The organism is Mesorhizobium sp. M8A.F.Ca.ET.181.01.1.1 (genome assembly GCF_004792025.1).
GTDB lineage: Bacteria > Pseudomonadota > Alphaproteobacteria > Rhizobiales > Rhizobiaceae > Mesorhizobium.
Genome location: NZ_SRTV01000001.1, coordinates 348,563 through 372,886, shown reverse-complemented (window position 1 = coordinate 372,886; position 24,324 = coordinate 348,563). Strand labels below are relative to the sequence as shown.

23 protein-coding genes are annotated in these 24,324 nt (G+C 64.0%); 8 read left to right on the top strand and 15 right to left on the bottom strand.

Going from position 1 to position 24,324, the window contains the following annotated elements; genetic code table 11:
* Nucleotides 1–125: 125 nt before the first annotated feature.
* The 9 genes from EN824_RS01840 to EN824_RS01800 all read right to left on the bottom strand — a co-directional run bounded on the left by EN824_RS01840 (nucleotide 126) and on the right by EN824_RS01800 (nucleotide 4,879).
* Nucleotides 126–275 (bottom strand): hypothetical protein, encoded by a 150-nt coding sequence (locus EN824_RS01840; RefSeq protein ID WP_086081318.1) that lies wholly within the window; start codon nucleotides 273–275, stop codon nucleotides 126–128.
* Between the two features lie 56 nt (nucleotides 276–331).
* The gene (locus tag EN824_RS01835; protein WP_135916529.1) at nucleotides 332–616 is read right to left on the bottom strand and encodes a PRC-barrel domain containing protein; all 285 of its coding nucleotides are present in this window, start codon (nucleotides 614–616) and stop codon (nucleotides 332–334) included.
* 196 nt (nucleotides 617–812) lie between these two features.
* Nucleotides 813–1,136: a DUF2934 domain-containing protein gene (locus EN824_RS01830; protein WP_135930688.1), complete on the bottom strand. Its 324-nt coding sequence runs from the start codon at nucleotides 1,134–1,136 to the stop codon at nucleotides 813–815.
* A gap of 112 nt (nucleotides 1,137–1,248) precedes the next feature.
* Complete coding sequence (locus EN824_RS01825) at nucleotides 1,249–1,845, bottom strand: BA14K family protein (protein ID WP_135931791.1); 597 nt, start codon at nucleotides 1,843–1,845, stop codon at nucleotides 1,249–1,251.
* A gap of 102 nt (nucleotides 1,846–1,947) precedes the next feature.
* A complete protein-coding gene (locus EN824_RS01820; protein ID WP_135931790.1) occupies nucleotides 1,948–2,469 on the bottom strand; it encodes a DoxX family protein in 522 nt (173 codons plus the stop codon).
* Nucleotides 2,470–2,840: 371 nt separating this feature from the next.
* The gene (locus tag EN824_RS01815; protein WP_135931789.1) at nucleotides 2,841–3,320 is read right to left on the bottom strand and encodes a tetratricopeptide repeat protein; all 480 of its coding nucleotides are present in this window, start codon (nucleotides 3,318–3,320) and stop codon (nucleotides 2,841–2,843) included.
* 35 nt (nucleotides 3,321–3,355) lie between these two features.
* Nucleotides 3,356–4,327, bottom strand: a complete 972-nt coding sequence (locus EN824_RS01810; protein ID WP_135916527.1) for an MBL fold metallo-hydrolase — start codon at nucleotides 4,325–4,327, stop codon at nucleotides 3,356–3,358.
* Nucleotides 4,328–4,418: 91 nt separating this feature from the next.
* Complete coding sequence (locus tag EN824_RS01805) at nucleotides 4,419–4,664, bottom strand: DUF680 domain-containing protein (RefSeq protein ID WP_135916526.1); 246 nt, start codon at nucleotides 4,662–4,664, stop codon at nucleotides 4,419–4,421.
* Complete coding sequence (locus EN824_RS01800; RefSeq protein ID WP_135884019.1) at nucleotides 4,661–4,879, bottom strand: hypothetical protein; 219 nt, start codon at nucleotides 4,877–4,879, stop codon at nucleotides 4,661–4,663. The genes EN824_RS01805 and EN824_RS01800 overlap by 4 nt, the downstream gene beginning before the upstream one ends.
* A 390-nt stretch (nucleotides 4,880–5,269) precedes the next feature.
* Here EN824_RS01800 and EN824_RS01795 point away from each other — a divergent pair, with 390 nt between their 5' ends.
* From EN824_RS01795 to EN824_RS01785, 3 genes are read left to right on the top strand one after another with little or no spacing between them, the layout of a single operon-like run.
* Nucleotides 5,270–9,385 carry a Pls/PosA family non-ribosomal peptide synthetase gene (locus EN824_RS01795; protein WP_189522111.1) on the top strand — a complete coding sequence of 1,372 codons (4,116 nt, stop codon included), beginning with the start codon at nucleotides 5,270–5,272 and terminating at the stop codon, nucleotides 9,383–9,385.
* The gene (locus EN824_RS01790; protein WP_245520930.1) at nucleotides 9,382–9,858 is read left to right on the top strand and encodes a GNAT family N-acetyltransferase; all 477 of its coding nucleotides are present in this window, start codon (nucleotides 9,382–9,384) and stop codon (nucleotides 9,856–9,858) included. The genes EN824_RS01795 and EN824_RS01790 overlap by 4 nt, the downstream gene beginning before the upstream one ends.
* Nucleotides 9,855–10,493, top strand: a complete 639-nt coding sequence (locus EN824_RS01785) for a 4'-phosphopantetheinyl transferase superfamily protein (RefSeq protein ID WP_135931787.1) — start codon at nucleotides 9,855–9,857, stop codon at nucleotides 10,491–10,493. Before EN824_RS01790 ends, EN824_RS01785 begins: the two co-directional genes overlap by 4 nt.
* 308 nt (nucleotides 10,494–10,801) lie before the next feature.
* Here EN824_RS01785 and EN824_RS01775 read toward each other — a convergent pair whose 3' ends face one another.
* From EN824_RS01775 to EN824_RS01760, 3 genes are all read right to left on the bottom strand, one after another.
* Nucleotides 10,802–11,941 (bottom strand): KamA family radical SAM protein, encoded by a 1,140-nt coding sequence (locus tag EN824_RS01775; protein ID WP_135931786.1) that lies wholly within the window; start codon nucleotides 11,939–11,941, stop codon nucleotides 10,802–10,804.
* 275 nt (nucleotides 11,942–12,216) lie between these two features.
* Entirely contained in the window at nucleotides 12,217–13,113 is an 897-nt protein-coding gene (locus EN824_RS01765; protein ID WP_135931785.1) for an NmrA family NAD(P)-binding protein, read from the bottom strand.
* The gene (locus EN824_RS01760; RefSeq protein ID WP_127278399.1) at nucleotides 13,110–13,292 is read right to left on the bottom strand and encodes a DUF1127 domain-containing protein; all 183 of its coding nucleotides are present in this window, start codon (nucleotides 13,290–13,292) and stop codon (nucleotides 13,110–13,112) included. Before EN824_RS01760 ends, EN824_RS01765 begins: the two co-directional genes overlap by 4 nt.
* A 213-nt stretch (nucleotides 13,293–13,505) precedes the next feature.
* Between EN824_RS01760 and gcvA the strand changes: the two genes are divergently transcribed.
* The gene (gene gcvA / locus EN824_RS01755) at nucleotides 13,506–14,432 is read left to right on the top strand and encodes a transcriptional regulator GcvA (RefSeq protein WP_135931784.1); all 927 of its coding nucleotides are present in this window, start codon (nucleotides 13,506–13,508) and stop codon (nucleotides 14,430–14,432) included.
* A 220-nt stretch (nucleotides 14,433–14,652) separates the two neighbouring features.
* Here gcvA and EN824_RS01750 read toward each other — a convergent pair whose 3' ends face one another.
* Both EN824_RS01750 and EN824_RS01745 read right to left on the bottom strand, forming a co-directional pair.
* Nucleotides 14,653–14,865: a 4-oxalocrotonate tautomerase family protein gene (locus tag EN824_RS01750; protein WP_127277455.1), complete on the bottom strand. Its 213-nt coding sequence runs from the start codon at nucleotides 14,863–14,865 to the stop codon at nucleotides 14,653–14,655.
* Between the two features lie 78 nt (nucleotides 14,866–14,943).
* The gene (locus tag EN824_RS01745; RefSeq protein WP_135931783.1) at nucleotides 14,944–15,717 is read right to left on the bottom strand and encodes an SDR family oxidoreductase; all 774 of its coding nucleotides are present in this window, start codon (nucleotides 15,715–15,717) and stop codon (nucleotides 14,944–14,946) included.
* Nucleotides 15,718–15,820: 103 nt separating this feature from the next.
* Between EN824_RS01745 and EN824_RS01740 the strand changes: the two genes are divergently transcribed.
* The 4 genes from EN824_RS01740 (at nucleotide 15,821) to EN824_RS01725 (ending at nucleotide 23,180) form a co-directional block, all read left to right on the top strand.
* Nucleotides 15,821–16,714, top strand: a complete 894-nt coding sequence (locus tag EN824_RS01740) for a LysR family transcriptional regulator (protein WP_135931782.1) — start codon at nucleotides 15,821–15,823, stop codon at nucleotides 16,712–16,714.
* Nucleotides 16,715–16,823: 109 nt separating this feature from the next.
* Entirely contained in the window at nucleotides 16,824–18,482 is a 1,659-nt protein-coding gene (locus tag EN824_RS01735; protein WP_135931781.1) for an acyl-CoA synthetase, read from the top strand.
* Nucleotides 18,483–18,805: 323 nt separating this feature from the next.
* Complete coding sequence (locus tag EN824_RS01730; protein ID WP_135931780.1) at nucleotides 18,806–22,852, top strand: chemotaxis protein CheB; 4,047 nt, start codon at nucleotides 18,806–18,808, stop codon at nucleotides 22,850–22,852.
* A complete protein-coding gene (locus EN824_RS01725; protein ID WP_245511715.1) occupies nucleotides 22,800–23,180 on the top strand; it encodes a response regulator in 381 nt (126 codons plus the stop codon). The genes EN824_RS01730 and EN824_RS01725 overlap by 53 nt, the downstream gene beginning before the upstream one ends.
* Here the strand turns inward: EN824_RS01725 and EN824_RS01720 are convergent.
* The gene (locus tag EN824_RS01720; protein WP_135931779.1) at nucleotides 23,170–24,189 is read right to left on the bottom strand and encodes a chemotaxis protein CheB; all 1,020 of its coding nucleotides are present in this window, start codon (nucleotides 24,187–24,189) and stop codon (nucleotides 23,170–23,172) included. The genes EN824_RS01725 and EN824_RS01720 overlap by 11 nt on opposite strands.
* Nucleotides 24,190–24,324: the final 135 nt, after the last annotated feature.

Sequence of the window (24,324 nt, the reverse complement as noted above, 5' to 3'; positions counted from 1 at the left end):
GCGCGGAAGCTTGTTTTGTTCCACACGAGTTTCACGCCGCTTGGCGGCGTCGCAACGCTTTGGCCATAGCGCTTCTTGTCCACCGCCAATTGCAGCAACGAGACCGAGGCACGCCTCAGCATCCCTCAATGCCGCTTGAAATACTGCACCTCCTTCTCATGCTTCTCCGCCGCCTCGCGCGTATCAAACGTCCCCAAATTCCGCCGCTTCCCCGTCTTGTCGTCCTTCTTCCTCGAATAAAGCCGGTATTTTCCGTCTTTCAGCTTCCTGATCATCGGTCTCTCCCTTGGAAAAGACGAAGGGCCCGGATGATGCCGAGCCCTTCTCATTGTCAGTCGCGGTGTTCGGGCATTTGTTTCAGCTGGTCCTTGGTCCAACTGGTCACGGCGTGGATGTCGCCGTCCTCGTCGCGCATGAAATCGAGTTCGTTGGCCAGCACGGCCACGGGCTTGGCGCCGATGCCGAGGAAGCCGCCGACATCGATGACGACCTGGCCGGCATGCAGATGGTCGACCGAGCCGATCTTCTCGTCGCCGGGGCCGTAGATGGTGGCGCCTTCGAGCGCATCCGGGGTCAGTTCGGCATTGGTCAGCCTGATGTGGTGGGTGTGGTCCATGGCCTGCATCTCCTGTTGGGGTGGGCAGAAGGAACCTGCGAGACAGCCAAGGGTTCCGACATTGCCGTTGATGACGGGGCAGATGACGAAGGATAGCGCCCTACGGCTTCGCCCGGGTCATGGTTTCGCGCCGCCGGCTCGATGAATCATCTTCTCATCGAACCGCGCCAACGCATTGTTTCGAAAGGCCTTGCGTTCAGCGCCCGCGCTTCGCCTTGAGGCCGCGCGCGGCCTGCTCGATCGCGGCGCGATCGGTGCCGAGCCTGTCGATCAGCGCCTGCGCCTCGTCGCCCGATATGCCGGTACGGGCCGCCAGCGCTTCGACCTGCAGCACGTCCGTGCTGGCGATCTCGCCGGTTTCCGGAAGCGCATCGTCGGCCGTCAGCGGCAGGGCGGCTTCCCTGTCGATCTCCATCTCAGCCTGGTGCCAGTGCCGGTCATGGTCGCCATGGCCGCCGCCTTCGCGCTGCCAGATCTCGTAGGCGCGGTCGCGGATCTTGTCGTCGCGGTCGTCGTTCATGTCAGTTCTCCCTTGTGTGGGGGATGAACGCCGCGCCGGTGCGAACGATCCAAAAAATTTGCGTGATCGTCGGGATCACAAGCCGCGCCGCCATGTTTACCCGGCACCGGCGCTACTCGCACTGGCGCCTGGGTCCGCCGGAATAGGGCTGGTAGCTGTTGTCGTCGGGCCGGTAGGAGCGATAGCGACTGAAGCAGGAATCGACATGGTCGGCGGAAAGCCCCGTCGTGACGGCCGAAGCGACGTCGCCCGCGACATAGCTGACTTCGGCCGTAGGCTGCGCGCTCTGGTCGGCGCCGGCGTCGAGATAGGGTGAGACGCAGGGGCGCAGCCGCCCGCTATAAGACATGTAGGTGTTGTCGTCGGGATGGTAGGAGCGGTAATGGCTGGCGCACCACCTGACATGGGGTCCCGGCAGTTCGGCCGCTTCAGCCGAAGGCGCGATCGAGCCGGTCGCGGTCGGGTCGGGTGCCTGCTCCCTGGCGGCGATGTCGGGTGCCGCGGGCTGGTCGGCCGGCAGGCGTTCGAGGTTCTGCGCCGTCTTGTTCACCGGCCGCGCGTCCCTGGTCCACAGCTCCGCGACGCTGACGGTTCGCCTTGCCTCATGCGGGGATTTGGCGGCGAGCAGCCAGGCGGCAAAGCCCAGCCCGCTGCCGAAGACCGCAAGGGTCAGAACAAAGCCGCCCACCAGTGCCAAAATCGCTTTCACGTCACGCTCCTGGAGCCCCTGCTTATAGAATGCGGAGCATCAAGGGTGGTTCCAGCACAGCGCGTGCGAGCGTGTGTGGGCGCGCGCGGGCTCGGTTCCTGCTCAAACCGGCAGCCGCACCTCCACGGAAAACTGGTTCTCGACCGCCAGCAGCGCCGCCACCATCTCCTTGTCGCGCTGGCGCTGCCTGAGATAGCCGGCCAACAACCAGTCCAGCGAGACCCTGCCGGCGCCGGCGGCGGCCAGCACGAACATGCCGCCTGATATGGCCAGATCCTTTTCGAAATGCAGCAGTTCGTTCTGGCTGGCGAAGTTGGTGTGGAACAGCATGGCCGTGGCTAGGCAGAACAGGCCGAGCCCGATGGCGCCAAGCCGCGTCAGCAGGCCTGTCGCGACGGAAAGCCCCGCCCCCAGTTGCAGCGCCATGGTGGCGATGAACAGCGGCAGGCCGACGCCAAGGGCCGCCATGGCCTTGGCGGCGCCCTCGAAATGGCTGGCGAGCGTGGCGCCCTCATGCAGGAAGATGAGGGACAAAAGCAGGCGGCCGGCGAGCAGTGCCGCGTCCTGCAGATATAGTCTGGCGGCGAGGCCGTGCAGCTTCGCGGCGCGTTCATTCAGGGTCATGGTCGGGCTCCAATTTCTTGACACCGTGCAGGCGCCGTCCGGCGCGTGGGGATCGCGCGCGAAAGTGTGAGGCTCGAAAGGGCCGGAGCCGGCTCGAGGGAGAGGCGCCGGCTCCGGCAATGGGCGCCAGCCACGAGCGCCCGAACTTTGGTGGGTTGGGGGATGGGTTAGCGCCAGGCCCCCTCTCCGTCTCGGCTTCGCCGAGCCACCGCTCCCCCACTTCGCGGGGGCGAGGAAATCCTAGCTGCCGAGGTCGCGGCTTTGGAGAGCTTGGGTTCCTCGCCCCCATGGAATGGGGGAGAGGTGGCCGCGAAGCGGTCGGAGCGGGGGCTGCGCTGGCCTTCGCGAGCAAGGGAACCGCCTTGCCCGCCCTACTTCGTCACCTTGGTGTCGATGGCCTTCTGCAAATCGGCAAGCTCGTCGCAGCCGGCGGGGCACAGCTTCTGCAGCGAGGCCAGTTGCTCCTGAGCCTTGGCCACGTCGCCGGTCTCGACATAGAGCTCGCCCAGATATTCGCGGGCGGCCTTGTGGTCGGGCTTCAGCTCCAGCGCCTTGTTGTAGTAGGTCAGCGCGGTGGTGGTGTCGCCGGTCTTGCGCAGCGTGAAGCCAAGCAGATTGTAGACGTCGGCCTGCTGGTTGTCCTGCGCGAGTTCACGCAAATCCTCCAGCGCGCCCTTGTAGTCCTTGGCGTCGATCTTGGCCTTGACGGCGGTGAGGTCTGGCGCGTCGGCGCCTTCGATGTCGTCGACCGCATAGGCCGGCATGATCGTGGCGACGGGAACGACGGTCAGCACGGCAATGGCGCCGAGCAGGCCGTAGAGGGCGTGCTTGCCCAGATAGGATTGTTTCATTGTCTGTCTCGCTTGTCTGGATTGGGAGCTGACGCTCAAATTTCGACCGGAGTGAAGCCATAGGCATTGCCGTCCTTGACGAAGACGCCGGTGCCCGGGAACGGGAAGTGCGAACCGGAAATGCGGATGTTGTCCGCGATCACCCGGTCGATGATCTTGTGGCGCGTGGTGATTGCGGTGGGCCCATCCTGGTCGTAAGCGCCTTGCCATTCCGGATGCGGCGCCAGCAAAGCCGGCACATACATGGTGTCGGCCGAGATCATCAGCTGCTCCTTGCCGGAGTTGGCGAGATACACCGAGTGGCCGGGCGTGTGGCCGGGTGCGGCGATGATCTGGATGCCGGGCACCACCTCGGCGCCGTCCTCGACCAGCTTCCAGTTCTTCCATTTCGGGAAGTTTTCGGCGATGCGCTTGCCCGCCGGCTTGCGGCCCTCGGGCAGCTTGGCCAGCCGGCTCGGGTCGGTCCACCAGTTGTATTCGGTGGCGTTGACGATCAGCTCGGCATTGGGGAACACCGGCGTGTTGGTACCCTTCTCCATCAGGCCCCAGACATGGTCGGGGTGGAAATGCGAGATCATGATGGTGTCGATCGCCTTGTAGTCGATGCCGGCGGCGGCCATGTTGGCCGGCAGATGCGTGGCGTTGGCCTGCCACTGGCCGACGCCGGAGCCCGCATCCATCATGATCAGCTTGCCGCCCATCTTGAGCACCACGACGGTGAGCGGAATGGGCATGAAGTCGGTGGTCAGACCCGCCTTGGCGAGTGCGGCCTTGGTGTCGTCTACCGAGACATTCTTGATGAAGGCCGGATCGTGCGGCTTCTTCCAGATGCCGTCATAGATGGCGGTGACCTCGATGTCGCCGACCGTGTATTTGTAGAAGCCGATGGTCGGCTCCACCGGCGTCTGCGCGAAAGCGGGGCGGGTGAATTCAAGCTTGCCGGCGAGGCCGAAGGCAGCGGCGGCAGTGGCGGTTCCGAGCAGTGTGCGGCGTGTCATGCTGAACATGGTGGTTCTCCTCTGTTGAGTGGTGGCTAAAGGCACGTCTTGGAATGACGGAGGGCCAAGCCCCTTGGGATGTTCGAGGACCGGAGCGCCCTCAGTTGCCCCAGATGCCCTCGTCATTGTGCCGGTTGATCATGTCCTGCACCGACTCTTGCTTCGGCCCGGTCGTCACCTTGGTGTCGACGCCATGGGTACGTGCCGTGTAAGGGATCGAAGCCGTCGCGTTGGTGTCGACCGGAGCGGCCGGCTGGTTGGAATTGTTGGCGCCATGGTCGCTGCCGGCAAAGGCGGAACTCGAGGCAAGCAACATCGCGGCCACGCTGAGAGCGAGCTTGGTCATTTCGCTAAATCCTTGTTTCGTTTCTTCGCGTCGCGGGCCGATTTGCCCCGCTGATGACAAGACCCGGAAGCGCCGCGCTTTATTCCCGGGCGCCGACAGATTTTTTTCAAAAAGCCGGAAAACAGGCGGTTGCGGGCATGCGCAGGCCCACCCAGACACAATCCAGAAACAAGATTCAACAGTTCAGAAAAACTGGCGAAAAGATCGGATGGCATATCAATCCCTCAACGGCCGGAAATCTGGCCGCCGCACAGGCGCACGGGGTTGGGTACGGGCAATGCAACGAGGTTCGGACGGATCGATGGGTGCCCTTCCCGGCATGTCGCTCGCCGCCGGCAGCGCCCCGGCGACGCCCGGCGTCCATGCTCCCGAACATGTGAAGAGGGAGCGGCCGATTCCGTGATAACCGCGCGGCCAAAGAGGGACCCGGCGGTCAGCGATCGCCGGTCGGAATTCCGGAATCTTCCGTTTTGGAGGCTTCGGTCATTCCACCTCCATCAACAACGATCAAATTGCAGCGGCGGCACAGCCGACAATGCCTGCTCGAGCGGCGGCATGACCGAGATGTGCCCGTGACGGCTTGGCCAGGACGAGAAAGTTTGGAAATGGACCACGGTATCGATATCGCCGAACTGGACAGGGAAGCGGCAAGGTTGGGCGGAGAGCCCGGGACCAGCCGCGACAGCGTCCATGCACCTGCGGAAATTGCCCTCGGAGCGCGCCGCCAGGTCCTGGCAGGCGCCGATTTTGCCCGGGCGGGTCAGTCGGACGAGCGGCTCGACAAGGTCTTCGAGCAACTCGCCGAAACATTTGCCACGCTGCCGGCGGTGATCTCCGAGGGCCGCGCCTGGACCTATCAGGAGCTGGACAGCAGAGCCAACCAGTTCGCCCGCCTGCTGGTCAAGCGCGGCGTGCGGCCGGGCGACCGCGTCGGGCTGATCCTCGACCGGTCCGCGGAAACCTATGTCGCCCTGCTCGCCGTGGTGAAGGCGGGCGCCGCCTTCGTGCCGCTGGCCACCGCCTTTCCGCAGGAGCGCATGGCGCTCATCATCGAGGACGCCAGCGTCAGCCTGGTCGTCACCATCGCCACCTATGCATCGCGGGCCGGCGAGTTGCCGGTTCCGCATCTGTTGATCGACAGCGCCGCCGCCGAAATATCCGCCCAGTCCAGCGCGCCGCTGAAGCCGCACAAGGCATCGGCCGCCACTGCGATCGAAGACACCTGCTACATCCTCTATACGTCGGGCACGACCGGCAGGCCCAAGGGCGTGGCCATCCGCCACCAGAGCTTCGTCAACTTCATCCGCGTCGCCGCAGCGTCCTACGGCTACCGGCCGGGCGATCGCGTCTACCAGGGCATGACCATCGCCTTCGACTTTTCCTCCGAAGAGATCTGGGTGCCGTTCGTCGCCGGCGCGACCGTCGTGCCGGCCCCGGGCCAGATGCCATTGGTGGGCGAAGAGCTCGCCGATTTCCTGCGCCATCACGACATCACCTGCATGGCCTGCAGCCCGACGCTTCTGTCGTCCATGACATCGGATGTGCCCAGCCTGCGCACGCTGCTGGTCGGCGGCGAGGCCTGCCCGCACAATCTGGTGGTGCGCTGGTCGAAGCCCGGCCGGCAGATCCTCAACACCTATGGCCCGACAGAGGCGACCGTCACGGCAACCATGGGTGCGCTGACGCCGGACCGGCCGGTGACCATCGGCGCGCCGCTGCCCACCTATTCGATCGTCATTCTCGACCCTTCGCTGCCGCAACTTGCCGAGCCTGGTGAACTGGGCGAGATCGGCATTGCCGGCATCGGGCTGGCGGTCGGCTATCTCAACAGGCAGGACCTGACCGAACAGAAGTTCATCGCCGATTTCCTCGGCCTGCCGAACAATCCGTCGAAGCGCATCTACCGCACCGGCGACCTTGGCCGGATCAATAACGCCGGCGAGATCGAGTATGCCGGTCGCATCGACACCCAGGTCAAGATCCGCGGCTATCGCATCGAACTCGGCGAGATCGAGGCCGTGCTGCTCGACCAGCCGGAGATCGCGCAGGCCGCCGTCACCACCTGGGAGATCGAGCCCGGCCGCGTCGAGCTCGTTGCCTATTACGCGCCCAAGGCCGGCCAGCCGGCGCTCTCGCGCGCCGACATTGCCCAGACGATGAAGCAGCGGCTGCCGGACTACATGGTGCCCTCCTATCTGGAGGAACTGCCGGCGATCCCGATGACGGTCTCCAACAAGGTCGACCTTCGCCAGCTGCCCAAACCGACCAGCGTCCGGCTTTCGGCCGACCGCGCCATGGTGGCGCCCGGCAATGACGACGAGCGGTTCCTGGCCGACGCGCTATGCACCGTGCTGAAGTTCGAGGAGGTGTCCGTCGAGGACAATTTCTTCGACGATCTCGGCGCCAACTCGCTGCTCATGGCGCATTTCTGCGCTCGCGTGCGCACCCGCAAGGAATGGGCGACGACGTCGATGCGCGACATCTATCTCTATCCGACCGTGGCGCGCCTGGCCAAGCACCTGAGCGCGGCGGAAGAGCTGACGAGCGCCACCAACGAGCCCGTTCTCACCCGCCAGGCGTCCAATCTCGTCTACTGGACCTGCGGCGCCGCGCAGCTGCTGTTTTACGCGCTCTACAGCTACGTGGCGCTGTGGGCGATCAATGACGGCCTGAACTGGGTCTATGACGCGCTCGACGAGCCGCTGCAGCTCTACATCAGGTGCGTGGTGCTCTCGGCCGGTGTGTTCTTCGGTATGTCGGGCTTTGCCGTTGTCGCCAAATGGGTGCTCGTCGGTCGCTGGAAGGCGGAAGCGTTCCCGATCTGGGGCCTGCGCTATTATCGCTTCTGGGTGGTGAAAACCTTGATCCGCACGGCACCCGTCGTGCTGTTCCGCGGCAGCCCGCTCTACAGCCTTTACCTGCAGCTTCTGGGAACCAGGATCGGCAAGAACGTGGTCATCGAATCCCGTGCCGTGCCAGTATGCACGGACCTGATTTCGATCGGCGACCGAACCATCCTGCGCAAGGAATCGCTGATCCTCGGCTATCGCGCCCAGGCCGGCTATATCCACACCGGGCCGCTGGCCATCGGCCGCGATGCCTTCGTCGGCGTCGGCTGCACGCTCGACATCGACACCGCGATCGGCGATGGCGGCCAGCTCGGCCATTCCTCCTCGCTGCAGCGCGGGCAAAGCATCCCGGACGGCGAACACTGGCATGGATCGCCGGCGGTGCCGACCACGGCGGACTATTGCAAGGTGCGCAACGTCAATCCTCCCCGCATCCGTCGCTTCCTCTACGAAGCCGTGCAACTGATAGGGCTGTTTGCCATCATCACCCCGCTGCCGCTTCTGTTCCACAGCTATTGGGAGAATGTCGGCGACGACTATCAGGAGACGATCGGCATTGTGGCGATCGGCACGACGGTCACGCTTTTCGGCTACATCGCCGTCGCCTTCCTCGCCGCCACGCTGGTGCCGCGCCTGTTCAGCCTGATCCTGAAACCCGGCCGCACCTACACGCTTTACGGCTTCCGCTACTGGCTGCAGACGGTTGCCGAGTTCTCGAGCAACTCGCGCGTGCTCGGGCTGCTGTTCGGCGACAGCTCGGCCATCGTCCATTACATGAGCGCCATCGGCTGGAACCTCAACAAGGTGGTGCAGACCGGCTCCAATTTCGGCTCCAACCAGCAGCACGAAAACCCGCTCCTGTGCGAGATCGGCACTCAGACCATGGTGTCGGACGGGCTTTTCATGATCAACATGCACAAGTCCGCTTCCGCGTTCCGGCTCGAGCCGACGCGGATCGGCGAGCGCAACTATCTCGGCAACAACATCTACTATCCGCCGGACGGACGCACGGGCGACAACGTCCTGCTCGGCACCAAGGTGATGGTCCCGATCGACGGGCCTTTGCGCGAGAATGTCGGCCTTCTGGGCTCGCCGCCCTTTGAAATCCCGCGCATGGTGAACCGCGACAAGGAACTCATCGCCGGCATCGACGAGGAAGACCGGCTGAAGCGCATTCCGCTCAAGAACCGTCACAATCTGGTGACGATCCTCCTGTTCATCGCCACGCAGTGGGTCATGCTGTTCGCCACGCTGGCGATCTGGGACCGGGCGCTGAACTACTACACCGAATGGGCGGAGATCGCGCTCTTCGTGGCGGTGCTTTTGACCTCGGCCATCACCATTCCGTTCTACATCTTCGTCGAGCGGGCAAGCCTTGGTTTTCGCAAGCTGAAGCCGCAGATGACGACGATCTACGACGTCACCTTCTGGCGCCATGAGCGCCACTGGAAGCTGGCGGATTCGCCCATCGTGCGCCTGTTCGCCGGCACGCCGTTCCGGCCGATGATCCTGCGCATGCTGGGCGTCAAGGTGGGCAAGCGCGTCTATGACGGCGGCGCCAACCTGACCGAGCGCTCGCTGGTGGAGATCGGCGACGACGTCACGCTCAACGAAGGCTGCGTCATCCAGGCCCATTCGCTGGAGGAAGGCGCGTTCAAGTCCGACTTCATCCGCATCGGCGATGGCTGCACGCTCGGGCCGTCCGCCTTCGTCCACTACGGCGTCGTGATGGGCAAGGGATCGATGGTCGATGCCGATTCCTTCGTGATGAAGGGCGAGGAGCTGGAGCCCAACTCCATCTGGCGCGGCAACCCGGCCAAGCTGCACCGGTTCGTCGAGCCCGTCAGCGAGGGCTCCGGGGCATCTTCTTGACGGACCGCGCGACTGGCACCGTGGACATCCGTATCGTCCCGGTGACCAAGGCCAATCGAGCCATGGTCACGGCCCTGCGACTGGCTCCGGAGCAGGTGGACTTCGTCGCCGGCAATGCGGACTCGCTGCGCGAAGCCCGGTCCGATCGGGACGCGCGGCCGCGCGCAGTGATGGCCAGGGACCAGCTTGTCGGATTCCTGATGTACGAGGCGCCACGCGACGATGACGAGGCCCGCATCTACCGCTTCATGGTCGACCGTGCCTGGCAAGGCCGGGGCTATGGCAAGGCCGCGCTGCGGGCGGTGCTGGAGGAAATCCAAGGGCTCGGCCACGTCAGGCACGTGTCGATCTGCTACGAACCGGAGAACGAGGCGGCGCGGCGGCTCTATCGCAGCGCCGGTTTCGTCGAAGAGGGGATCGACGAGGACGGGGAAATGATCGCCGATCTCGTCCTGGCGCCCGCCGACCGATGACGCCCGAGGAAATCGCCCTGGCTCGCGCCATGGCCGCCATGGCCCCGGCGGGGGTGCGCACCGGTTGCCGGATCATCCGCGAAGGCGACGAGACCCATCTGTTGTCGGCGGAGGCAGGTTCCATCCCCGCCCGCCAGCCCGCCATGCGGCGGGCCAGCGGCGCGGCGCGCTGGATCGCGCACCGGCTGCTGGCGGATGCCGGCTTCGACGGTTTCGCCCTCTTGCGCACGCCCTCCGGTGCGCCCGCCTGGCCGCAGGGGATAACCGGCTCGCTCGCGCATGACGACGACATGGCCGTAGCGGCGGTCGCGCCTGTTGCCGCCATAGGCTCGCTCGGCATCGATGTCGAACCGGCGCTGCCCCTGCCCGACGAGATTTCCGCCCTCGTTGCCATGCCCGCCGATCGGATCGGTGCCGCCGACCGGCAGCTTGCCGGCCGCATTCTCTTCGCCGCCAAGGAAGCGGTCTACAAGGCTGCCTATCCGCTGGATCGCGAGGTGCTGGGCTATGAGGACATCGCCGTGGACCTCGAGACTGGCCACGCGACGACGAGGACCGGCCGCAAGGCGCGGCTCACATACTGCGTTGCCCCGCGCGTGGCCGTGCTGGCGTTTGTCGACGGTGATGGGGTTTAGGGTCAGCCCGACTATTCCTGCTGCGTTACGACATCATGAGTTTCCGGCCGAATGCAGCAATCTTTGGCGTCAGCGCCGCCCCTCACTGTCCTGCCGGACATCTCTCCCCGTATAGTGACGGGGAGAGAGGACCGGCCGCAACGCCGGTGGTTTTCCTGCAACGCTTGAGATTGGCGAAATCGGCGACGGTAGCGCCCCTCTCCCCGTCACTATACGGGGAGAGGATGCCGGCAGGCAGGTGAGGGGCGGCGCAGACGCTGGCCATTATGAACAGTTGCTATGACGCAAGCAGGAGTAACATCCTGGCGTCATGAGCCGGCAGCCGGATTCTTCGAGGGCCGTTCTTCCCGAACGCCCAAAATCTCCCGATAATCCCTCACCTTCCCATCCAGCCCGCGTATGCGCCAGCTTTCCCCGTCCTGTCCCTCGATAGGACAGGGTCCGAGCGGCACCTTCCCTCCCCCTTCCGGCAGGTCGATGACATAGATCGGATTGCAGATGCCCGACAGGCGCGTGCGCAGCGCTTCCACCAGCGCCTGGCCGTGCGCGATCGTGGTGCGCCGGTGCGCCATGCCACGCGCGAGGTCGCCATGGTGCAGGTAATAGGGTTTTATCCCCAGCCGGTACATCAGCTCGCGGCAGAGCTCTTCCAGCGCCTCGACCGTATCGTTGACGCCCTTCAGCAGAACGCTCTGGTTGAGCAGCACGAAACCGGCCTGTCGCAAGGTGCGGCAAGCGGCTTCGGCGGCATCGGTGATCTCGCGCGCGTGGTTGAAGTGGGTGACCACCGTCACCATCAGCCGACCCTGCAGTGCCGCGACCAGCCCTGGCGTGATGCGCGACGGCAGCGCAACCGGCACGCGCGTGTGGATGCGCAACAGCCGCACATGGGCAATAGTCTCGACACGGGCGCGGATTTCGGCAAGTGCCTTATCCGGCAGCGACAGCGGATCGCCGCCGGTCAGGATCACCTCACGGATTTCGGGGTGGTCCGCTATATAGGCCAGCGCCGGTTCCAGCGCCTCGCGCGTATAGCCACGGCCGATCGAGGTCAGCGATTCCTTGCGGAAGCAGAACCGGCAATAGACCGCGCATTGATAGGTCGGGAACAACAGCACCCGGTCGGCATGGCGATGCGTCAATCGCGGCACCGGGCTGAATTCATGATCGGCGATCGGATCGCCGAGCTCGCCCTCGGCCTCCTCCAATTCCCCAGGCGACGGGATCACCTGGGCCCGGATCGGATCGGCCGGATCGTTCCAGTCGATCAGGTCGAGATAGCTTTTTGGCGCGCGCACCTTGTGCAGCGCAGCGGCAGCCTGCGCGGCTTCGCGTTCGGCCGGCGAGAGCGGCAGGGAAGCGAGGTCGCGCACATGGCGCACGCCCTGGCGGACATCATCCTGCCAGGCGGTGTCGGGGGCGCGGGTTGTATCTCTGAGGTTGGGCATTAGCAGGTCTCGGGCTGTTCGCGCGGACCTATCGGCTGGATGGGCTGTTGGGTCAACCGCCGCGCTCTACGGCGCCCCCCTCTGTCCTGCCGGACATCTCCCCCACGAGGGGGGAGATTGGCAGTTCAGACGCCGGGCCTCACTTTATAGCTTTATAGCTTTGGAGATTGGCGAAAGCGGTCGCGACATCCGATCTCCCCCCTCGTGGGGGAGATGTCCGGCAGGACAGAGGGGGGCGCCGGAGAGAGCCGACTTTGCCAAGAACCCTAACCCCTTCACAACCTCCGCCCACCCGCGCCGGCCATCGCCACAAAAGCGCTCTCAATGCTTTCAAACCTCAGCTCCGGGTAAAGCGTCCCCGCTTCCGGAGTGGCCGTCTCGAGCGCGGTCTCGCCACGGATCCAGAATGCGCGCAGTAATCCAAGGCCGGGAACCGCCGCGATCATCGCCTCCAACTCATCGGCGCTCATCTGCTTGACGCGCGGCGAGCGGCCGCTCACCCGGCGCCACAGCTCGATCATCTCGGCTTGCGTGATCTTGTTCTGCGCGATGCGGATCTCGCCGCGAACAGCATCGGGATCCTCCAGTGCGCGCATCGTGACGGCGGCGATATCCTTCTCGCTGACAAATGTCGCCGGCACATTGCCGTCGCCATAGAGCGTCACCTCGTCGGGCGGCAGCGGCGAGGAACCGAAGCGCGTCAGGTCGCCCAGCGTCGCCACCCAGGTCGAGAAGAAGCCGTTGGTGTAGATCACCGTATAGGGCAGATCGGCCTCCCTGACCGCGTCGAAGACGGCCCGCTTGATGTCGAGCGGTTCGATCGAGCCGGGGGCGGCGGCGGCGAAGTCGAGGCCGAAGCCGGCGGACGGCACGTAGCGGGAGACGCCGGCATCCCTGACGGCGCGCACCAGCGTCATCTCGCTGGCCGAGCCGACATGCACCGAACTGATGACGCGATCGACCTTGCCGACGGCGCGCACAAGGCTGTCATAGTCGTCGAGATCGCCGACATGCACCGTGGCGCCGAGCTCCTTCAGCGGGCGCATCCGCTCTCCATTGCCTGATGTTGCCGGCCGGACGAGTACATGCAAGCTGTCGCCATTGCGCGCGCTGGCCTTCGCCATCTCGCTGCCGAGAAGCCCGGTCGCGCCGATGATCAACGTGCTGGTCATATCGCCCTCCCATTGCCGAGAATTGAACCGTCCCAGTCGCGTTCAAGGCCGATGTCATGCAAACGGCGGTCGGAAAGCCGGGAAACCTTGCGCAATGTGCGGCGGCGCTCGAACGCAGCCGCGCTTCGCATGGCAAGGCCGCTCACCGCGGCAGTGATGGGTCCAAGGGTCAGGTTCATGTTCGTCTCCTGTGTTCTAGCGGGCGCGAGAATGCCGATGTCGCCCACCGGGCGAGCATGACGATCGCTCACACTTGTCTGGTCAATTCAGCGCATCGATAAACCGGAAATCCGGTGTGGATGCTTGGTACGCCTGAATATTGGGCGGTTTCGGGCTGGACGACAAACGACTCTTTGTGCAGGATTTGTGAGCAACGCTCACAGGTGGAACCCATGCCGCGCAGATTGCCGCCCCTCACCGCCTTGCCCGCCTTCGACGCGGCCGCCAGGCATTTGAGCTTCTCCAAGGCGGCGCAAGAGCTCAACCTCACCCATGGCGCCGTCAGCCGCGCCATCCGCAACATCGAGGACAGGCTGGGCATCCAGCTCTTCGATCGCGGCACGCGCTCCGTGCGGCTGACCGCTGTCGGCACGGCCTATGCGGCGGAGGTCGGCAAGGCGCTCGACCAGATCGCCGCCGCCACCATCGCGGCCACGCCCGACCGCTCGACGCGCATCCTGAACGTCAGCACGTCGGACGGCTTTGCCGGCCGCTGGCTGGTGCCGAGGCTGCACCGCTTCCATCGCGCCAATCCCGACGTCGACGTGCGGCTGGCGACTTCGGGCGTGCTGGCCGATTTCGTCAGCGACGGCATCGACATATCCATCCGCTACGGCCGCGGCGGCTATACCGGGGTGACGGCGGAATTCCTCGCCGACGAGGAGGTCTTCCCGGTCTGCAGCCCGGAACTGCTGCAAGGCGAGCACCCGCTGCGGCAGCCCGGGGATTTGAGGCATCACAAGCTGATCCACGACGCCTTCCGCATCGACTGGGCGACATGGCTTGAACAGGCCGGCGTCGAAGGCATCGACCCCAAACGCGGCGTGCGCTTCGATTCCGCCACCTTCGCCGTCGAGGCCGCGGTGCATGGCGAAGGCGTGCTGCTCGGCCGCAGCGCGCTGGTCTCGGCCGACCTCGCGGCCGGGCGGCTGGTGCGACCCTTCGACCTCGCGCTGAAATCAGCGGCCAGCTACTACGTCGTCTATCCCGAAGGCGCGCTGCGCCAGAAAAAAGTCAGGGCGTTCCGCGACTGGCTGTTCGCCGAGATCGCGGCCGACTGGGTCGGCGTGCCCAAGAGCCAGGCGCCCGAAGCCAGCTGAGCGCATCCGGTTCCATCGATTGATCAGGCGCCAGCGACGAAAGAAGCGAGACAGGTGGACAACTCGGGGCTGCCCACCTGGCCCCCGCCGCGAATGCATGCCGCCCCAAAGGGGGCATCGGTTTTTCGGGAACCGACATGCATTGAAAGGCCCGCGGACAGAGTGGACGTTGGCGTTCGCGGCGACCAGTCGTCATATGACGGGTATCGCGTTCGAAGGCCTATTCCTCGGCGCGAAAAGCTTCCGGCACGATGAACACCTCGTCGGCGCGGCCATAGCCGCCGTCGGCGACTTCCTCCACCAGCACCATCGTGTAGGGCCGCACGCCCTCGCCGAAGAAGTCGACGAACATGGCTGTCGTGCGATGGATGAGGTCTTCCTTCTGCGCCTTGGAGAGCGCGGCCTGCGGCATCTTGATATTGGCGAATGGCATGGTCTGTTCCTTGTTTCTGGAGGTTGGTTTCAGGGTTCGGGGACGGAGCAGGTCGGCAGACAGCAGCGGCCTGCCTCCTCAGATCACGCCGCCATTGGCGCGGATGATCTGCCCGTTGACCCAGCCACTGTCCGGCCCGGCCAGGAACGACACCACGCCGGCAATGTCGCCGGGCTGGCCGAGCCTGCCGAGCGGGATCATTTTTCCGATGGCCTCGATCTGCGCCGCGCTCTTGCCGTCCGTGAACAGCGCCGTCTCGACCGGTCCGGGCGCCACCGCGTTGACGGTGATGCGGCGCGCGCCAAGCTCCTTGGCCAGGATGTGCGTCATCGCCTCGACCGCCGCCTTGGTGGCGGCATAGACGCCGTAACCCGGCTGGTAGAGGCCGACGACGCTGCTCGAGAAATTGACGATGCGGCCGCCGTCGCGCAGCCGCCGCGCGCCTTCGCGCATGCCGCGGAACACGCCGCCGAGATTGATCGCGATTTGGGTATCGAAGAAGGCGTCATCGGCCTGCGCGATCGGCGAAAGCTTCATGATGCCGGCATTGTTGACCAGGATATCGATGCCGCCGAAGGCCTTCTCGCCGGCGTCGAAAAGGCTGGCGATGCCCGTGGGATCGGCGATGTCGGCTTGCACGGCGATCGCCTTGCCGCCATTGGCTTCGATGGCGCGCACCAGCGCCTCGGCCTCCGCCTGTCCCCGTGCATAGTTGGCGACGACGGCAATGCCGTCGCGGGCAAGCCGCCGCGCGATCGCCGCGCCGATGCCCTTGGAGGCGCCGGTCACGATCGCCGCTTTGGCTTGGCCCGTGCCTGTTTGGTTGCCCGTATTAGTCTGGCCGGATGTCATGGAAGTCTCTCCTTCTCGCTGGTGGGACGGATATAGGCCGCGCCAACTTCCGGATAATCAGCCATCTCTTGACATCACTATTCGGAAACTGCGAACAAAGCCCATGGACCGGCTAGACACGATGCGGCTCTTCGTCCGCGTGCTGGAGCGGCGCAGCTTCACTGCGGCCGCAGCCGATCTCGGCCTGCCGCGCTCGACCGCGACGGAAGCGATCCGGCGGCTGGAAGAGCATCTCGGCGCGCGGCTGCTGGAGCGCACGACGCGCCAGGTGAACGCCACGCAGGACGGCGAGGCCTATTATCGGCGCTGCCTGTCGATCCTGGCCGAGATCGAGGATGCCGAGGCCGCCTTCCGCAATGCCGAGCCGTTCGGCCTGCTGCGCATCGATGCCAGCACGCTGCTCACCCGCACCTTCCTGCTGCCGCGCCTGCCGGAATTCCTCGCCCGCTTTCCCCGCATCGACCTGCAGATCGGCCAGAGCGACCGGCTGGTCGACCTCGTGCGCGAGGGTGTCGACTGCGTCATCCGCGTCGGCGAACCGCCCGACAGCGGCATGATCATGCGCCGCCTTGGCATGATCCGCGAGATGACCTGCGCCAGCCCCGCCTATCTCTCTCGCCACGGCACGCCCGCCTCCCCCGACGCGCTGGACGGCCATCAGGCGATCGGATTCGTCTCCTCGCGCACCGGCGAGGTGCTGCCCTTCGAATTCACCGTCGCCGGCAAGACCCGTGAGGTCAGGTTGCCCGGCCGCGTCGCCGCCAACAATTCCGATACCGCCGCCGACCTGGCGCGGCTCGGCCTCGGCCTCATCCAGGCGCCGCGCTATCGTTTCGAGAAGGATTTGGCCGACGGCAAACTGGTGGAGGTGCTGGCCGAATGCCCGCCATCGCCGACGCCGCTGTCGGCGCTCTATCCGCAGAACCGGCAGCTTTCGCCGCGCATGCGCGTCTTTCTCGACTGGGCGGCGCGCATCTTCGCCGAGGCGAACTTGTAGGGCGAAGGATGCTGGGCTGCATCAATCGTTGCCGATGGGCGCCATCTGATGCCATTGTCGCCGCGACAGCGCGCCATGGGGAGATGGCGCACCGCCAGGGAGGATTTTCATGACCACGACACAAGCCGGCTTGCCGCGCTATGAGGACGCCGTTGCGGGCTTTCGCATCGAGGACGAGATCGCCAGGCTGCAAGGCGATCCGGCGACCGGCATCAACGCCTATGTCGAATGCTGCGGCCGGCACACCGGCCAGAACCGGTTGGCGCTGCGGGCGATCTCCGCCATTGGCGAGCTCAGCGAATTCACCTTCGAGGATCTCGACGACATGTCCGGACGTGTCGGCAATCTGCTGAAGGGACTGGGCGTCGGCCCCGGCGATGTCGTTGCCGGCATGCTGCCGCGCATTCCCGAACTGGTGGCGCTGATCCTCGGCGTCTGGCGCATCGGCGGCGTCTACCAGCCGCTGTTCACCGCCTTCGGCCCGAAGGCCATCGAGCACCGCCTGGAATACAGCGCAGCCAAGGTGGTGGTGACCAATCCCGCCAATCGCGGCAAGCTCGACGAGGTCGCCAACCCTCCGCACATCGCCACCATCCTCGGTGCGGGCGAGGCCCTGCCGCCGGGCGACATCGATTTCCGCGCCGCGCTTTCCGCCGCCTCCCCCGACTGCGAAACGGTGATGCGCCGGGGGGAAGACCTGTTCATGATGATGTCGACTTCCGGAACGACGGGCCTGCCCAAGGGCGTGCCGGTGCCGCTCGGCGCTCTGATGGCCTTCGGCGCCTATATGCGCGATGCGATCGGGCTGCGGCCCGACGATATCTTCTGGAACATCGCCGATCCGGGCTGGGCCTATGGCCTCTATTACGCCATCACGGGTCCCCTGCTGCTCGGCATCGCCACCACCTTCAACGAGGGCGCCTTCACCGCCAAAAGCACCTATGACGTCATCGAGCGGCTTGGCGTCACCAGTCTCGCGGGCTCGCCCACCGCCTTCCGCCTGCTGCTCGCCGAAGGCCCCGACGCCGCCGCGCGTGTGAAAGGCCGGCTGCGCGTGGTGAGCAGCGCCGGCGAGCCGCTCAACCCGGAAGTGATCCGCTGGTTCGACGCCCACCTTGATGCGCCGATCCACGACCATTACGGCCAGACCGAGAACGGCATGATGGTCAACAACCATCATGGCCTCGCGCACCCTGTCCGCGCGGGCTCCGCCGGCTTTGCCATGCCGGGCTACCGCATGGTGGTGCTGGACGAGGCCGGCAACGAGCTCGGCCCCAACCAGCCGGGCATCCTTGCCGTCGACATCGCCAATTCGCCGCTGCGCTGGTTCGGCGGCTACCACCAGGCCGAAACCCCGGCCATTTCGGGCGGCTACTACCGCACCGGCGACACGGTGGAATATGAGCCGGACGGCTCGATCTCCTTCATCGGCCGCGCCGACGACGTCATCACCTCGTCGGGCTACCGCATCGGCCCCTTCGACGTCGAAAGCGCGCTGATCGAACACCCCGCCGTCACCGAGGCCGCGGTCGTCGGCGTGCCCGACCCGCAGCGCACCGAAATCGTCAAGGCCTTCGTCATCCTCGCGCCCGCCTACAAGGGCAGCCCGGAGCTGGCCGAGGAATTGGCGCAGCATGTGAGAAAGCGCCTCTCGGCCCACGCCTATCCCCGCGAGGTGGAGTTCGTGACGGAATTGCCGAAGACGCCGAGCGGCAAGATCCAGCGGTTTCTGCTGAGGAAGGCGGAGGTGGAGAAGAGAAAGGGGTGACGGGGGTTGGATGGGTTGATGGGAAGGAAGAATTGGAGTCCGAATGTTCGCGAATAGCACACGCTTGGTGGGACATGTGAGGTCTTGAAGGTGGCCGATTGCAGACAGGGTCGTCGGATCTTCAGGAGCGGACTTTTAGGTCGGTACAGATCGGCCTGAGGTAACCCAAAGGCGAGTTCGAAATCAGCGTCGATTCAAATAGAGTTGCCGGGGATGAGGTGGGGTGCGAAAATCAGCGCAAGCTTTGGGCCGCGCGGCTCTTGGCAGATACCTTAGGGACCGAATTCGGTGGCCCGCTGAGAGCATGTGAAACGTAAAAATCGATGGCAAACGAAGAAACTGGGAGACCTCAAAGGCGATCAAAAGCGAAAGCCGACGCGGCTGCTGAACCGAGCCCGCCGGTCCGGAGCGCTCAGGCCCGTCCCGACGCTCCTCAGGAAACCAATGTTGAGTCTCCGACCATTTCCGTCGTCGGCATCGGCGCGTCAGCCGGCGGCATCGAGGCGCTTGGCCGCTTTTTCGATGCGATGCCGGCGGACAGCGGTTGCGCCTTCGTGGTCGTCCTGCATCTCGACCCGAAGCACGAAAGCGAGATGGCGCGCGTTCTGGCATCTCACACGACCATGCAGGTGGCGCAAGTCGTGGACGGCATGCGGATCGTTTCCGATCGGGTCTATGTGATCGCTCCCGATACCGACCTCAAGATCAGCGATGGCGGGCTGCACGTGTCCCGACCGGCAGAGGTCCGCGGCAACCGCCATCCCGTCGATGTCCTGTTCCGATCGCTTGCGGCGGACCAGCGGAAACGGGCCATCGCCATCGTTTTGTCGGGAACCGGCAGCAATGGCACCGAGGGCTTGAAGGACATCCGGGCCGAGGGCGGCATGAGCCTCATTCAAGCCCCCGAGACCGCGAAATTCGACGGTATGCCGAGGAGCGCCATAGCGGCAAATTTGGCCGACCATGTCCTTGCACCTGAACAGATGCCGGACGTGATACTTGCTTACACTCGCCATGGTTATGTCGCCGCTCCAATCGAAACCGCACCTGCCGTACTGGGCGGTGGCGAGGCGAAGATCGAGCAGGTTCTCGAAATTCTGCGCGCCCGAAGCGGATATGATTTCAGCAGCTACAAGCGCAGCACCCAGCGGCGGCGCATCCACCGCCGCTTAGGCCTGAAGAACATCGAGACGCTTAACGGGTATCTGGACGAGTTGCGGGCCAATCCCGAGGAAATCACCACGCTTGTCTCGGACCTGATGATCAACGTGACCGGATTCTTCCGCGACGCCGAGGCATGGAAAACGTTATCGGATCTGGTGATCGCTCCACTGGTCGCCGAAAGAGAGTCAGGGGCCACGATACGGATCTGGGTTCCTGCTTGTTCGACGGGCGAGGAAGCCTATTCCATTGCCATGCTGGTAATGGAGCACGCGGCTGCCGCCGGAAAGCGGTTCGATCTCAAGGTGTTTGCCACCGACGCGCAGGAAGACAACCTTCGCAAGGGCCGCGATGGCGTCTATCCGGCGGCGGCAGTGGCCGAGTTCCCGCCGGAGCGCATCCAGCACTTTTTCGAAAGACTCGATGGCAACTATCAGGTCAGCAAGGAACTTCGCGACACGATCGTCTTTGCGCAGCACAATCTGTTGCGCGATCCGCCCTTTTCCCGGCTGGATCTGGTTTCGTGCCGCAATTTCCTGATCTATCTCGAACCCGACGCGCAGCAGCGTGTCATCGCACTTTGTCATTTCGCGCTGCGTCAGGGCGGACATCTGTTCCTTGGTAATGCCGAGACGGTCGGCCACCTCGACGATCTGTTTGAGAGCTGCTCGAAGAAATGGCGGATATACCGCCGCGTCGGACCGACGCGGCATGACCTCATCGACTACCGGGAGCATCGCGGACCCGTGGGACCAGATCAGACTGACAAGCCAGCGTCACCCCCGCCCGACTCGGCAGCATCGGTCGCAGAAGCTGCGCGGCGCGCCTTGCTTGAACGCTATGCTCCGGCATCCGTCCTAATCGACCGCAAGGGCCGCGCGCTCTATTTTCATGGAACGACAAGGGATTATCTGGAGCAGCCGCCCGGCGAACCGACGAGGGATTTGCTGAGCATGGTCCGCGAAGGGCTCGCTCTCAAACTTCGATCCGCAATCCGTGACGCTTCCAGGGAAAACAGAAGCGTCACAGTCAGTGCACGCACCCGGTCCAGCAAGACCGGTGCGGTCACCATGACTGTCATGCCGCTGACTGGTCGGCCTGGAGAGAGCGGCCATCTGCTCGTGAGCTTCACACCGGAGGGGCCTCAGGCCGGCGGTGGCCCGGCAGCTCCGCGGGACGAAACGGCGGAAATTGCCGCTGGTGAACGCGCGCTTCAGGAAGAACTGAAAGCGACGCGCGCCGAGCTGCGGAGCACTGTCGAGCATCTTGAAACCGCCAATGAGGAGCTGAAAGCGTCGAACGAGGAAGCGACCTCGATGAACGAGGAGCTTCAGTCCACGAACGAGGAACTGGAAACCTCCAAGGAAGAACTCCAGTCGTTCAACGAGGAACTGAACACTGTCAATAGCCAGCTTCAGCACAAGATCGGCGAGTTGGAAGCGGCCACCAATGATCTCAACAATCTGTTGGCCGGATCCGAAACCGCGACGCTGTTCCTCGATGAAAAACTGCGCATCAAATGGTTCGCTCCCGCGACCAAGGAACTCTTCGATCTTGTTTCGACCGACATTGGCCGTCCGATCGCCCACTTCGCGCGCAAGTTCGCAGACGATAACCTGATAATTGATGCCGAAACGGTGCTGAAAAAGCTTGCCCCGATCGTTGCAGAGGTGCCAAGCGACGCCGGCCGCTGGTACTCGCGGCGCATGTTGCCCTACCGTACCCGCGACAATCGGATTGCAGGGGTGGTGGTCACTTTCAGCGATATCACCGAGCGCAAGCAGAGCGAAGACGAGACCATGCGAAGCGAAAAGCGCCTTCGCGATCTTATCGAAGCTCTCCCGAACGCGGTCTACACAACCGACGCCTCGGGTCGGCTCACTTTTTACAACCCGGCCGCCGTCGAACTCTGGGGCCGCGAGCCGAAACTTGGTTCGGATCGATGGAACGGCTCCTGGCGACTATATAGGCCGGATGGAGAGTTGCTGCCGCACGATGAATCCCCCTTGGCGATAGCCCTGAAAGAAAAGCGGCAAGTAAAGGGGGGAGCGGAGGCGGTGTGCGAGAGGCCGGATGGTACTCGTGTACCCTACATTTCCTATCCAACCCTGCTTCGCGATGCCACTGGCGAAGTCACCGGCGCGGTAAACATGTTGGTGGACATCACCGAGCGCAAGCGGGCCGAGGCGCTTGCGGAGCGGCTCGCGGCGATCGTTCAATCCTCCGATGACGCCATCATAGGCAAAAACCTCAAGGGTATGATAACGAGCTGGAACAAGGGCGCTGAACGCCTGTTCGGCTACTCGCCTGACGAAATCGTGGGCAAATCCATCATGACCTTGGTCCCCTCCAATCGCCACGGCGAAGAGGCGAATATTCTGGACCGCTTTGGCCGAGGAGAGCACATCGAGCACTTTGAAACCATCCGTCGGCGCAAGGATGACAGCCTGGTCTGGGTATCCTTGACGATTTCACCGCTTGAAGATGATCAAGGCAAGGTCATCGGAGCATCGACGATCGCACGCGACATGACCGAGCGGCGGCGCGCCGACGAACATCGGAAGATCCTGATCGGTGAACTTAATCACCGGGTCAAGAACACGCTGGCGGTCGTCCAGTCCATCGCCTCCCAGACCTTGAGTAATGCCTTAACCATGGAAGAGGCGCGAGAAGCATTCGGGTCCCGGCTGATCAATCTGGCAAAGGCACACGACGTACTCACTCGCGAAAGCTGGACCAGTGCGAAACTGGATGAGATTGTCGCCGATACCGTCAAACCTCATTCCGGGAATGGAACCCGGTTCCGGATTGAAGGTCCGGACATCCAGCTTACACCGAGTGCGGCGCTTGCGATTTCAATGGCGTTGCACGAGTTATCCACCAACGCGGCAAAATACGGCGCGCTTTCTACCCAGGACGGGCATGTCACGATCATCTGGCGCCTTGAAGGAGAAGGTCAGGACCGTCGCTTGACCTTGCGTTGGGAAGAAAGCGGCGGCCCGCCGGCAAGCACGCCGAAGCGAAAGGGCTTCGGCTCGCGCCTGATCGAGAAGGCTCTCGCTGCGGAACTGCACGGTAATGTGAACGTTGCGTATAAGTCCTCCGGCGTTGTTTGCATCATAGATGCGCCCATGCCCGCAGGACGGGAGTTCTTGGGTGGCAATAGTGGCGACGCGTCCAGCAAGCAAGATTCTGATCGTAGAGGATGAGTTCCTTATTGCCTTGCATCTGGCGGATTTGCTGGTGGAAATGGGGTACCGGATTGCAGGTCCGGTCGATAACCTGGACGAGGCGATTGTCTTTGCGCGCGATGAGGAGATCGATTTCGCGATCCTTGATATAAACTTGGCCGGCACGCGATCGTTTCCGGTCGCCGACGTTCTGAAGCAGCGCGGCATTCCGTTCCTGTTTGTGAGTGGATACGGGAGCGATGGTCTAGTGGACGGCTATCGCCACATAACCACTTTGGCCAAGCCTTACGCTCCGCAGGAGTTGGAGCGGGCAATTGCGGCGAGCTTTGCCACGTCTAGCCGCTGATCCGAGACGAGCGCCCCGACATTGCACCGAAGGTTTCCGGCATGAGCCAGTCTTGCTCGACGAGAACGCGAAGCTTGTAGGCCCGATCCAGCGCCTGCTTGCTAGCAGCTTCCCAGAGTCCAGCGGCGTCAGGTTCCTGCAAGCGTGCTTGCTCGGCCATTTCCAGACAAAATTCAGCCCGCTCGTTTAGAATTCTCACTGCGGCCCTCATAACCCGCTCCATCTCGTCGAATTGGGCAGAGGCCAGGACCTCCCCGGTGTAGCTGTGACCGATATGGCAGTCGAACTTGATGATCGTACCATTCTGGGATTTAAGGAGCGCGCCACCGCATTCCGGGCAGGTCAGCGCCAGCGGGCGATCGAATTTTTCGCCGTCGATGGTCGGAGAGTCCCCCTCGGCCTCAGGTTGAGAAGACTTGTTCGGCATAGCCGCTTCCTTTCCTGCCTTTCCGTTGACCAGTTCAACAAGCAATCCGGGCATGCGGGAGAGCGCCACGCGGTAGTCCAGCGCCACGTGAGCGGCAGCACTGCCCGGCATTTCCGGATACGCCGCATCGTCGGGATCCTGGACAATCGCAATGCCGCCGCGGCGCTTTATTTCCCCGAGTCCCAGCGATCCGTCATTCAGATAGCCGGTCAGGACCACGCCGATCGCATTTGGACCATAGGCCTCGGCCACGCTACGAAACAAGGGGTCGATCGCCGGGCGCGCCCAGTTCTCCTTCGGAGTTCTCAACAGACGCAGCTTGCCATGTGAGACTATCATGTGGTGATCGGGCGGCGCGACATAGATTTGGCCGGACGAGATCTGTTCGTAGTTGGTGGCATGTTTTGCCGGCACAGGTCCGGCGGCATTCAATATCGCGGGTAGTTCGCTTCGATGGGCGCCGATATGCAACACGATCAGAACCGAGGCTGGAAACGCTTCCGGCAGCTTGGCAACGAGATCGCGCAACGCATCGACCCCGCCCGCCGAGGCGCCGATCGCGATCACTTTGGAGCGTGCCATGACGATCTTTGAAAATCCGTTCGTCGAACCTAAACGTCCAGGCGAGAGTAAGGTTCTACGCGGCTCAGGATTCAGAGAGAAAATGGCGTTTTCTTTTGCTTAGGGCAAACTCGCCAATTCCCTGAGCATAAGCGA

Excerpts from the sequence above, each read along its gene's own strand:
- EN824_RS01840 (WP_086081318.1), bottom strand. The coding sequence starts at position 275 with ATGATCAGGAAGCTGAAAGACGGAAAATACCGGCTTTATTCGAGGAAG.
- EN824_RS01835 (WP_135916529.1), bottom strand. The coding sequence starts at position 616 with ATGGACCACACCCACCACATCAGGCTGACCAATGCCGAACTGACCCCG.
- EN824_RS01830 (WP_135930688.1), bottom strand. The coding sequence starts at position 1,136 with ATGAACGACGACCGCGACGACAAGATCCGCGACCGCGCCTACGAGATC.
- EN824_RS01820 (WP_135931790.1), bottom strand. The coding sequence starts at position 2,469 with ATGACCCTGAATGAACGCGCCGCGAAGCTGCACGGCCTCGCCGCCAGA.
- EN824_RS01815 (WP_135931789.1), bottom strand. The coding sequence starts at position 3,320 with ATGAAACAATCCTATCTGGGCAAGCACGCCCTCTACGGCCTGCTCGGC.
- EN824_RS01810 (WP_135916527.1), bottom strand. The coding sequence starts at position 4,327 with ATGTTCAGCATGACACGCCGCACACTGCTCGGAACCGCCACTGCCGCC.
- EN824_RS01805 (WP_135916526.1), bottom strand. The coding sequence starts at position 4,664 with ATGACCAAGCTCGCTCTCAGCGTGGCCGCGATGTTGCTTGCCTCGAGT.
- EN824_RS01800 (WP_135884019.1), bottom strand. The coding sequence starts at position 4,879 with ATGCCATCCGATCTTTTCGCCAGTTTTTCTGAACTGTTGAATCTTGTT.
- EN824_RS01795 (WP_189522111.1), top strand. The coding sequence starts at position 5,270 with ATGGACCACGGTATCGATATCGCCGAACTGGACAGGGAAGCGGCAAGG.
- EN824_RS01785 (WP_135931787.1), top strand. The coding sequence starts at position 9,855 with ATGACGCCCGAGGAAATCGCCCTGGCTCGCGCCATGGCCGCCATGGCC.
- EN824_RS01775 (WP_135931786.1), bottom strand. The coding sequence starts at position 11,941 with ATGCCCAACCTCAGAGATACAACCCGCGCCCCCGACACCGCCTGGCAG.
- EN824_RS01765 (WP_135931785.1), bottom strand. The coding sequence starts at position 13,113 with ATGACCAGCACGTTGATCATCGGCGCGACCGGGCTTCTCGGCAGCGAG.
- EN824_RS01760 (WP_127278399.1), bottom strand. The coding sequence starts at position 13,292 with ATGAACCTGACCCTTGGACCCATCACTGCCGCGGTGAGCGGCCTTGCC.
- gcvA (WP_135931784.1), top strand. The coding sequence starts at position 13,506 with ATGCCGCGCAGATTGCCGCCCCTCACCGCCTTGCCCGCCTTCGACGCG.
- EN824_RS01750 (WP_127277455.1), bottom strand. The coding sequence starts at position 14,865 with ATGCCATTCGCCAATATCAAGATGCCGCAGGCCGCGCTCTCCAAGGCG.
- EN824_RS01745 (WP_135931783.1), bottom strand. The coding sequence starts at position 15,717 with ATGACATCCGGCCAGACTAATACGGGCAACCAAACAGGCACGGGCCAA.
- EN824_RS01740 (WP_135931782.1), top strand. The coding sequence starts at position 15,821 with ATGGACCGGCTAGACACGATGCGGCTCTTCGTCCGCGTGCTGGAGCGG.
- EN824_RS01735 (WP_135931781.1), top strand. The coding sequence starts at position 16,824 with ATGACCACGACACAAGCCGGCTTGCCGCGCTATGAGGACGCCGTTGCG.
- EN824_RS01730 (WP_135931780.1), top strand. The coding sequence starts at position 18,806 with ATGGCAAACGAAGAAACTGGGAGACCTCAAAGGCGATCAAAAGCGAAA.
- EN824_RS01720 (WP_135931779.1), bottom strand. The coding sequence starts at position 24,189 with ATGGCACGCTCCAAAGTGATCGCGATCGGCGCCTCGGCGGGCGGGGTC.